The organism is bacterium (assembly GCA_030018315.1).
In the GTDB taxonomy this organism is placed as follows: domain Bacteria; phylum Hydrothermota; class UBA3073; order JACQXS01; family JAGMCI01; genus JASEGA01.
This window is the reverse complement of the sequence record JASEGA010000043.1, coordinates 1-9,500: the sequence shown is the minus strand read 5'-3', so window position 1 is coordinate 9,500 and position 9,500 is coordinate 1. Positions and strand designations below refer to the sequence as shown.

The 9,500-nt window shown below is 39.3% G+C and carries 10 protein-coding genes; 8 read left to right on the top strand and 2 right to left on the bottom strand.

Annotated features, from left to right (window positions below; all coding sequences use genetic code 11):
- Positions 1-107: 107 nt before the first annotated feature.
- The 3 genes from QMD71_09585 (at position 108) to QMD71_09575 (ending at position 2,834) form a co-directional block, all read left to right on the top strand.
- Positions 108-290: a hypothetical protein gene (locus tag QMD71_09585; GenBank protein MDI6841076.1), complete on the top strand. Its 183-nt coding sequence runs from the start codon at positions 108-110 to the stop codon at positions 288-290.
- A gap of 92 nt (positions 291-382) precedes the next feature.
- Positions 383-1,453, top strand: coding sequence for a radical SAM protein (locus tag QMD71_09580; GenBank protein ID MDI6841075.1), 1,071 nt, complete (start codon positions 383-385; stop codon positions 1,451-1,453).
- A gap of 160 nt (positions 1,454-1,613) precedes the next feature.
- Positions 1,614-2,834, top strand: a complete 1,221-nt coding sequence (locus QMD71_09575; protein MDI6841074.1) for a T9SS type A sorting domain-containing protein — start codon at positions 1,614-1,616, stop codon at positions 2,832-2,834.
- Positions 2,835-3,049: 215 nt separating this feature from the next.
- Here QMD71_09575 and QMD71_09570 read toward each other — a convergent pair whose 3' ends face one another.
- Positions 3,050-3,274 carry a transposase gene (locus QMD71_09570; GenBank protein MDI6841073.1) on the bottom strand — a complete coding sequence of 75 codons (225 nt, stop codon included), beginning with the start codon at positions 3,272-3,274 and terminating at the stop codon, positions 3,050-3,052.
- 332 nt (positions 3,275-3,606) lie between these two features.
- On the opposite strand from QMD71_09570, the gene QMD71_09565 reads away from it, so the two are divergent.
- From QMD71_09565 to QMD71_09555, 3 genes are all read left to right on the top strand, one after another.
- Entirely contained in the window at positions 3,607-3,792 is a 186-nt protein-coding gene (locus tag QMD71_09565; GenBank protein MDI6841072.1) for a hypothetical protein, read from the top strand.
- A 189-nt stretch (positions 3,793-3,981) separates the two neighbouring features.
- The gene (locus QMD71_09560) at positions 3,982-5,271 is read left to right on the top strand and encodes a kelch repeat-containing protein (protein ID MDI6841071.1); all 1,290 of its coding nucleotides are present in this window, start codon (positions 3,982-3,984) and stop codon (positions 5,269-5,271) included.
- Between the two features lie 24 nt (positions 5,272-5,295).
- Positions 5,296-7,011 (top strand): T9SS type A sorting domain-containing protein, encoded by a 1,716-nt coding sequence (locus QMD71_09555; protein ID MDI6841070.1) that lies wholly within the window; start codon positions 5,296-5,298, stop codon positions 7,009-7,011.
- A 549-nt stretch (positions 7,012-7,560) separates the two neighbouring features.
- Here QMD71_09555 and QMD71_09550 read toward each other — a convergent pair.
- On the bottom strand, positions 7,561-7,731 hold the full coding sequence (locus tag QMD71_09550) for a hypothetical protein (GenBank protein MDI6841069.1): 171 nt from the start codon (positions 7,729-7,731) through the stop codon (positions 7,561-7,563).
- An 80-nt stretch (positions 7,732-7,811) separates the two neighbouring features.
- On the opposite strand from QMD71_09550, the gene QMD71_09545 reads away from it, so the two are divergent.
- Both QMD71_09545 and QMD71_09540 read left to right on the top strand, forming a co-directional pair.
- A complete protein-coding gene (locus QMD71_09545) occupies positions 7,812-7,982 on the top strand; it encodes a hypothetical protein (protein MDI6841068.1) in 171 nt (56 codons plus the stop codon).
- 49 nt (positions 7,983-8,031) lie between these two features.
- A partial coding sequence (locus tag QMD71_09540; GenBank protein ID MDI6841067.1) for a sialidase family protein occupies positions 8,032-9,500 on the top strand: 1,469 nt, incomplete at its 3' end.

Genomic DNA, 9,500 nt, shown 5'->3' with positions numbered 1-9,500 from the left:
CAAGCAAAAAGTGGGAGGTGATTTAAAAATTTTAGCATCTGTAGTCTCTTTATTTGCAAGGGATTACGAATGCTAAACAGCCTTTTTGTAGAAGGGAGGTGAGTAAAATGGCAAATGTCAAAAAGAAGGTGCAAAAGCGGCTGTATAAGAGGCCTAAATTGCACTCCAAAGAGTTAGAGGCATGGACAAAGCCGGATTTGTACTCTGAGGTGTTAGGTAGAGAAGTACCACTTGGAGTAATAATTGAATGTTCAGGCGGTAATTGCACTGTGGATGCGTGTGCGAATTGACTCATTTGCAAAAGGGGTACTTGCAATTTAGATTATTTAGAGATATATACTGATTTATTATAAACAAACATAAAATCTGTTTATGATTCAAGATGGCGAAAGGTGAGGTGGAACTAATCAAACTTGTTGATAAAGCAAGAGCTAACCTTATTCCAATAGAAGTCCATCTTGAACTCACCTACAACTGCAATTTACGCTGCAAGCATTGTTATATTACAGATTATCATAGCAATGACTTAGATACCGGGCAATGGAAATTAATTATTCAAGAATTACAAGAGGCGGGCACTTTATTCTTAACATTTACTGGGGGTGAACCATTCTTAAGAGAAGATATCATTGAATTAGCAAATTATGCTAAAAAGCTACATTTTGGGTTCGTCTTCAATACAAATGGGATATATATAACACCCCAAATTGCTGATGCTATTAAAGAGCTTGCACCTTACTATGTTCAAGTAAGCATATATGGTGCCGTGCCAGAAATTCATGACCAAGTTACTGGTGTAAAGGGCTCTTTCAAAAAATCAATTAATGCTATACACTATTTACGTGAAAGAAGAGTTCCAACATCTATAACTACGGCTGTAATGAAAGATAATGTACATGAGGTACTCAGAGTTAAGGAACTTGCAACTCAATTAGGGGCGAGTTTCTACATAGGTAGTAGAATCCTACCAAAACGTGACCAAAAACCGTTAGGTGTACAAACATCCTGTAATAAAATATGCCCTGAAAGTTTACAAATTTCTGATGAAGATGTTATTTCACTTGCTCCAGATTTATTTACTGCTCCTGAAGAGGATGATTTGAATTCTACTATAACTATGGGGAAGAAAGTCATAGAATGTGGTGCTGGCCGAAATACCTGCAGAATATCACCTGAGGGTGACCTGTATCCCTGTATCATAATGCCACTTAAGGCTGGAAATGTGCTTAAAGAAGGATTCAGTAAATTATGGTATCATTCTGAAGTATTAAACAGGTTGCGCAAGCTTGCAAATACTCCGGTCCCAGATTGTGAGGGCTGTGAGTTAGCTAAATACTGCTTTCGTTGTCTGGGTACAGTTGTATTAGAGGGAAGAGACTTTACAGATAAATCACCACAGTTCTGTCGTAAAGCATTAGCTATAAAGAAATTTTTAGCCCAGAGAAAACAATGAAGTGCGTTATGTTGATGACACGGATAATTACAATATTGGTCCCAATTTATTGGGATTAAGGGGGTGATGTTTATGATTGTATAATACTATAGCTTTCGAATGGGTTTATGGTGTGTATTAGAATCCAAGTAAATGTGAGTGTGGTAAAAAGGAGATAGAAATGAAAAGCAGTTTATTTGTTGTTTTGTTTCTTATCTATACAAGTTGGTTTGTGTTATCAAACCCGGTATTTGCTGATAGTTGGGCTACAAAGGCACCTATGTTGACTCCACGTAGTTGTATGGGTGTAGCTACAGTTAATAATAAGATATACGTTATTGGCGGGATACAAGGCGAAGCTACGCTTCCCGTTACCGAGGAGTACGACCCAGCCACTAATTCATGGAAAGGGAGGGCTGTGATGCCAACTGACCGGTATAACCTTGGAGCAGCTTCAGTGAATGGCAAGGTATATGCTATTGGTGGATATAAAGCGTCGCTACCACCAGGCGTTGTTAATGCTAACGAGGAGTATGACCCTGTAACTAATTCGTGGACTAAAAAAGCAGATATGCCAACTGCACGCTCTGAGTTAGCGGTAGTAGCAGTAAATGATAAAATTTATGCTATCGGTGGGAGTGCCGGTCTCAATAAGAATGAGGAGTATGACCCATCCACTAATTCATGGACTACAAAGTCAAATATGCCAACGGGTCGCTGTAATTTAAAAGCTGCTGCAGTAGCTAATAAGATATACGCTATTGGTGGCTGGCCCAATGGTGGTAGTCCTCTCGCTGTTAACGAGGAATACGACCCAGAAAAAGATTTGTGGGCCACAAAGGCACCTATCCCGACACCTCGTATAGCGTTTGCAGCTGCATCAGTTGGCGATAAAATATATGCAATTGGTGGATATTATGCACTTGATGTTAATGAGGAGTACGACCCGGTGGAAGATTTATGGACTACAAAGACCCCTATGCCGACCGCACGTATGCACTTAGGGGCAGGGGTAGCGAATGATAAAATATATGCTATTGGTGGGACAATCAGTACTTCTCTTACAGTTAATGAGGAATATACACCTGATTTAGGAGTTGAAGAAACTCAAAACTTAAAACTTAAAACTCAATACTCAATACTTGAAATCTATCCTAATCCATTCAGCCATTCCACTTTAGCCGAGATAGATGTGGGTTATCAGCTGCCGGCTAAAAGCAAAGTATTGCTCAATGTTTACAATACTACAGGCAAATTGGTAAAGACACTGGTTGATGAGTCTAAAGAAGCTGGCCACTATTCTATTAACTGGAATGCTAAAGGAATAGCGGATGGTATATATTTCTTAAGACTTGAGACTGATAATTTGGCTATCACCAAAAAGATGGTGATGGTGAAATGAAGCCACAGATTGACACAGAAAAGTCTGTGAAATCAATGGCTAATAGGAGGTAATGACTATCTGTATTTTGTTAAAATTAGATGTAAATTAGAGGCTATTCAATTGTAGTATCTTGTAATAAGCCTCTGTGTTCTTTGAAATCCAAATATAAGAGATAATGGATTGAAGAGTCCGATACAGATAAATAGATTCCCCTATCGTATATAGCCTACGGTTTAGCGTCTTTGTTCGTATTGAACAAAGAAAGTGTATGCAAGAAAGCATAAATGCCAATGCCTCGTTATACCAGTGAGACTTCTCACTTGATACTGGTCGAAATAAAAGTTGTCCTTGAGTTCACGAAATACGCATTCTATCTCCCATCTCCTCTTGTATCTTGCGAATATTTCTCTATCCTCAAGCCCGGTATGATTAGTCACAATAACAGATACCTCATTCATATCCGTGGTTTCCCACAATGACTTGACAATAACAATTCTACACTAGACAAGTAATATAAGCCATAAAAGTTGACCTTAGACGCTTTGAAAAATGGCGTTCAAACTTGCGGATATAGATTTTAAGATCCTTTAGAGGCTCTGGTGAAAAATTTATATGCATATGCCCTTCATTCTTGGGAATAGATTTTACATCTTTCTGGTTGCTTGTCCATACGGATCCTGTGGATAAAGTCTTATCCATACGGATCCGCACGGATTTTAGGGAGGGCATATAAATTTTTTAAAAAAAGGCAAAAAACTTGACAAAGTTTTAACAAAGTAATACAGTTATTTTGTTATCTATCTCATTTGTATTGGAGTCCAATTTAGCCAGTGACAGTGTTTCAGTTCATCCTGTAGATATGCGTAGTTATACAAAGTTACTAGTACTACCTGACACTATAATAGGACCGCCGCTAGCAGTCGGTGATACATTTATAGACTCAATCTATGTGAGTAAGGTCAACAACCTTTACTAAAGCAAGGTGGCCAGACTTTCTTTATCTTACCCTGTGAAGGAATAGATAACTCTACAGGAATGATAACACTTTGTGGTGCTGTACTTTTTGGAGCTAATCTTGGTGTGACTGGCAGTGGTACTATAGCCTTTGCAGGTTAAAGGTAGGCAATGAGAGCTTGACCAGACAGTTACTTTTGATAAGATAAGAATGATTAGCAGAAGAGATGAGAATATATATATAATATTATTAGCTGTCCTTGTATTTATTGGAATAATTGGGTCTGAGGTGTCTGTATTTGCTGACAGCTGGATCAGAAAAGCTGATATGCCGACTGGAAGGAATAGCCCGGGTATAGCTGTGTTTGAGTCCAAGGTATATGTTATAGGAGGAAGTAATCCTGTGGGGCTTCAATATTTTCGTATTAATGAGGAGTACGACCCGTCAACTGACTCTTGGGTTATGAAGGCAAGTATGCCAACTCCTCGTCGTGGTCTTGCGGCAGCGACCGCAAATGGCAAAATCTATGCTATAGGAGGAACGGGGCCTTGGGGTGTGTGTTGGAACAATGAGAATGAAGAATACAACCCAGTGACTAATACCTGGATAAAAAAAGCAGATATGCCAACCATCCGTTGGGGATTAGGTGCAGCTACATTTCGCTCTAAAACTGCTATAGAGAAAATATACGTTATAGGGGGATGGGCAGGTAACAATCCACCTGTTGCTGCTAATGAGGAGTATGACCCGTCTACTAATACCTGGACAACAAAGACACCTTTACCGACTCCGCGTCAGTATTTAGCAGTGGTTGCAACAGAAACAAGGATATACGCTGTAGGGGGATGGGATTATAGTAGTATGAGTAGAGCTAACGAGGAGTACGACCCTGAAACCAACACATGGTCTATTAAAGCAGATATGCCAACTGCACGTGGCAACTTAGGGGCAGCTACAGTAATGGGTAAAGTATACGCTATAGGTGGATTCTCTCATTCTACCCCTTTTGAGACTGCTAACGAGGAGTATAACCCTGAAACTGACACCTGGTCCACAAAGGCACCTATGCCAACAGGCCGTCAGCATGTAGCAGTAGTTGCAGTAGGTAAAAATATATACGCTATTGGCGGATGGAGCTTACAAGGTCATGCTCAGTCTGTTAATGAGGAGTATTCTCCTGATATAGGAGTTGAGGAAACGCAAAATGTAAAATTTGAAATGCAAAATGCAAAATTGACTATCTTACCTAATCCGTTTAATAGGAAAACAGTGATTAGTGTTCAGGGATTAGTTCTGAGCGAAGCGAAGAATCTTAGTTTGCAAATTTACGATTTAACTGGTAGATTAGTTAAATCCTTTCCGCTAATCCCGACAGGGGTTGCGGCTGTTACTTGGGCTGGTATTGATGATTTTGGTAAGTTATTACCGGCTGGAGTGTATTTTTGCAAATTAGAAAGAAGTAAATCCAGTGTAACTTATCAAATCATATTGATGAGGTAAGCACTGGATAAGGGAGGGGGGAATATGTCTAATAGAATAGTTTTTGTGTGTTTTGTGCTACTTTTTCTTGGGTCGCTAACTCAAGTGGGCATAGCAAGTATACCATTACCTGATAACCCTGATTGGGAGTCAAGTTTGTCTTCACCGACTCAAAGTATAGCACTTGGTGATGTAAATCTGGATGGTTATCTTGACTTAGCAGTCGCTGTCGCTACTAGTAAGGCACAAGTATATTTAAATATAAATGGGACACTTGAATCTTCTCCATCCTGGCAGTCAGATGAAGCTCTTGGTGGCCACGGTATTACATGGGTTGATATAGATAGGGATGGTGACTGGGACCTCGCTGTTGCACATGGTAGTAATCTCAGCACCGGTCCTATAAAGTTGTATAAAAATAACTATAAAGAGACTGGTGGCACAAGTTTGCTCTCTACTTCACCAATGTGGGCTTCTACTCAAAATGAATTCAGGTGGTGGTTAGGTTTTGCTGATATAAATGGTGACTTCAAAGTTGACCTTGTAGCTACCTCTATCGGGGGGATGTTTACTGGTAAGAATGAAGTGTATTATGGAACTGGAACTACTTTACCTACTACCCCTTCTTGGGAAGCTGCGACTGATAGGCATAATATGTGTGGTTCTATAGGGGATGCGAATGATGATGGGTTGCTTGATTTAGCTGTCGCTATGGGTATGGAAACTCCACCTACACCGGCTATGATTCACTTTAATACCGGAGCTTCATTGGAGGACCTGCCCAGCTGGAGTAGTGCAACTATTGGAAATGCTAATGCAGTAGCTTTTGCGCATTGCGATGGCAACAATCGAGTTGACTTATTGATTTGTGATAACCTTATTGGTTGGCTGCATCTGGATAGTAGTAATACTATTAAGCATGGATACTCGCAGACGGTTTCTATTGCCGATAGTAATGTATGGACTAACGGATGCTGGGGTGATGTAGATACAAATGGCTGCTTAGATTTTGCAATTGCAAGTAATGATAAAAAGGGGGGAGCAGTCCAAGTGTTTGAGAATAGTAATGGAATACTGACACAGGGATGGGCAAAGACGTCAAGCCAAAGGTTTTGGAGTGTAGCTTGGGGTGACATTAATAGGGATGGAGTTGTATCTTGTATTGATACTTTAACAGGAGATGGAGCTATGCGTCTATTTTATCTTAAGCATTATCCAGCGCATTCAGTAGACTCTTCGTTAGTAGAGGGTGTGTTGATGCATCCCGCTTATGAGGATTTTATTTTTGACCCAGTAGCAGGTTGGCTATGGTGGACTCACACTGATGGCCCAATACCACCTGGTGCTAAAGTGTATGTTTATTATCAATATTCTAAAAGGCTTGATTTAGTGGTTGGAGTGTATAATGCACCAGACAGAGTATATTTGAATACTATGCCATCTATAGGGACAGAGGAGAATCAAAGCTCAAATCTCAAACCTCAAATCCCAAAACTTGAAGTTTATCCTAATCCATTTAGCATATCTACAGTTATCAGTTACCAGTTACCGACTGAAGCCAAAGTATCTCTTAAGGTTTACGATATTTCAGGCAGATTGGTGAAGACGCTTGTTGATGGGTCTGAGAAAGCCGATTATTATTCTATTAACTTATCTGCAGGATCCTTCGGAGATGCTGATGGAATATCTGGTGGTGTATACTTCTTACGACTTGAGGCTGATGATAAAGTAATAACTAAGAAGATAGTATTGATGAAATAGTTATAGTAATGAGGGTGTTTAGAAATAAGCAGTTTTTCTGGTAAAAGTTCTGTGAGGTGAAATTTTAAATCCACTTCAAGTGGATAAAAACTTCGCTCTTTGAAATTCAAATATGTGAAAGAACTACACAGCACATAAATTATGTGCTGGATTGAGTAAAAGTATGTACTCCTATCTGAACCAAACTTCCGTAATTGTCGTTCACTTTACTTAAGCCATTGAGAGCCCTATTCGTAATTTACTTTTGAAAATGAAGTCCTTGATTCGTTTGATAATTAGTGCTATTATGCTTAAAAATGTATGAATTGATATTCCTACAATTCCTCGTACCTTTGGATCTTCAAGTAAATGCTGACCATTGAGTTCTGAAAAACATCTCTCTACACTTGTCCTGAGATTATAAAAGAGTTTCCACTCCTTAGAATCTCGTGGAATATCACCACATTGTCTTTCTCCATGAGTTGGATAAATATAGAATGTTCTTCCATGTCCCTTAAGAGGTTTGCACTTATTAGCGAATGGACAATTTTTATGTGTACAAAGAAGTTTCTAGCGTTTGCTCCTCTTTGGCTCTGTACCATCTTTTCTGAGTCTCAAATAAGTAGCAGGGCAGATAAAGCTATCACCCATTGTAATTAAATCTGAGCCAGTAGCTGGGATATTGTAACAAGCTGAGCTATAAGAATTCGCATAATGCGATAGAAAGTTTCGTCTTTCCATCTTGACTTGTGAGCGGGATAAAAGACCAGTCTATGGAGTCAAACACAATTTTCAATGTGTCGCTGGATTTAAGCTTTTGAATGGTTTGGAGCAGGGCAAAAGAGAGTTGGTTATTTGTTTTAAATTTCATTTCACCTCCTTTCTACTGGGATTATACCACAGAAAAGAGAGGAGGCAAGCAAAAAGTGGGAGGTGATTTAAAAATTTTAGCATCTGTAGTCTCTTTATTTGCAAGGGATTACGAATGCTAAACAGCCTCACTTGACAAAGGAGGTGAGTGGTGATAAAATAGAAATCAATATGTTTAAATCATTTTTTATTTTAGTTATTCTTACAAATATAGATATAGAGTATGCTGGCACATTTATAATAGAACAGGGGCTGTCTTCTGGGAAGTATATTGTGAGTCCATATGCCCTCTATTCAGCTTATGTACAGGCAGAGTACTTGTCAACACAAAGGACTACGAATACTGCTGGTGACTACATTTTTGGTCCCAATATCCGTGTGAATGATGACTTTGGTAGTGTAGTAAACCATGAGACAACACCTGCCGGTCATGCTATTGCAGTATTGGGTGATACAATCTATATTGTGTGGTCAGACTGTCGCGACTATCCCAGCGAACGTTGGGGTGACATATATTTTGCCAAAAGTGTAGATGGTGGTGAGACATTTTTGCCAAATGTTAAAGTGAATCATTATAGTAAATATAGCCAACTTTCCCCTTCAATAAGAGTAGACTCTTTTGGCATAATTTATGTAGCTTGGAGCAGGTATATGGGCGCACCTTGTCAGTTTAATGTATATTTTGCAAAGAGTACTGATGGTGGGTTAAATTTTAGTACTGAATTATGTGTAACCGACACCTGCTGTCATGATGGTAGCCCTGTAGGTATAGCAGTGAGTGGTGGAAATGTTTATTTAGTATGGGCTGATATGCGAAACTCGTCTCATTATCCTGATATTTATTTTGACAGGAGTGTAGATGGTGGTGAGACTTTTGGAAATGACATAAAAATTAACGATTCCTTTGACGGTATAGGATCATGGGCTCCCAGCATTGATGCTCATGGCAACAATGTATTTGTTGCCTGGAATGCATCATTTGATTGTATATATTTTGACAAAAGCACTGATGCTGGTGTAACATTTGGGACCGATGTACAGGTAAACGATAGCGATTATTTACTCCGTACTTTTTTAGGTTTAGCAGTAGATAATAATGATGTTATCCATATAGTGTGGACTGACCTTCGTAATACACCTGATCTACAGAGTGCTGACATATACTATGCAAAGAGTACAGATGGTGGTTCTTCATTTGGCACAAATTTATGCGTCACTGAGCCACCTCTTTCAGCGTGGCTTAACTCGACTCCTAATATAACTGTTGATTTATATGGTAACCCATATTGTATATGGGAAGATAGGCGTGAGTACACTGAGACGCAGCGATTGATGCGTCCCTATTTTGCGTATAGTGATGATGGTGGCACCTCATTTAGTAAGAATATATGTGTTATTGATGATGATGGCTTATGCGGAAACCAGTATTTCCCAACATTAGCAGTTGATGTAGCCCAGAATGTCTATGCAGTCTGGAGTGACTCACGTAATTTTCCAATCTTTACATTTAACATTTACTTTGCTAAAGGGACTCTAACAGGAATAGAAGAGGACAAATCCCAAATCCCAAATTCCAACCTCCGACTGGATGTATATCCTAATCCATTCAGTAGAAGAACGACTATAGACATAAGACTTAA